Genomic DNA, 679 nt, shown 5'->3' with positions numbered 1-679 from the left:
AAAATGGCATCCTTTTTTAGTATTGATACTATCGGCATTTTTGGTAGCGCTATTTTACCAAGTACCTCTTGATACCGTTGCTAAGACTATCTCTGATGGCTTTGGTGGCATCTTAGGTTACATTGGTCTAGTGATTGTATTTGGTACTATTATCGGGTTAATCCTTGAAAAGACGGGCGCAGCAATTGTAATGGCCGAAACGGTTATTGACTTTTTAGGGCCACGTTTTCCTACGCTGACCATGTCTATTGTCGGCGCCGTCGTCTCGATTCCTGTATTTTGTGATTCAGGATTTATCATTCTAAACTCGTTAAAAGAATCTTTAGCGGAGCGCTTAAAAGTATCAAGCGTAGCCATGAGTATTGCTTTAGCAACTGGCCTATACGCCACCCATACCTTTGTGCCGCCGACCCCAGGACCCATTGCTGCAGCTGGGAACTTAGGATTAGAGTCAAATTTAGGTTTGGTCATTATGGTTGGTGTTGTCGTTACGGCCGTCGCCGTATTGGCGGGCTGGTTGTGGTCAAACCGTTTCCTTAATGTCGAGCCAGACAATATAGATGCCGAAAACGCCCCTGCAGCGACATTGCCTGATAATCTTAAAACACGCGATGATTATGGCAGTATGCCATCAGCCACGATGGCGTTTTTACCGATTATCGTGCCTATCGTTTTAATA

1 protein-coding gene is annotated in these 679 nt (G+C 44.6%); it reads left to right on the top strand.

Features of this window, described 5'->3' with window-relative positions; translation table 11 throughout:
* On the top strand, window positions 1–679 hold a 679-nt coding region (locus ACS8FD_RS21035), incomplete at both ends, for a GntP family permease (RefSeq protein ID WP_439277297.1).

It is taken from the genome of Psychrobacter sp. 1U2 (assembly GCF_051847575.1).
Note: the sequence above shows the minus strand (reverse complement) of the source record. Positions and strands in the feature narration are given on the sequence as shown.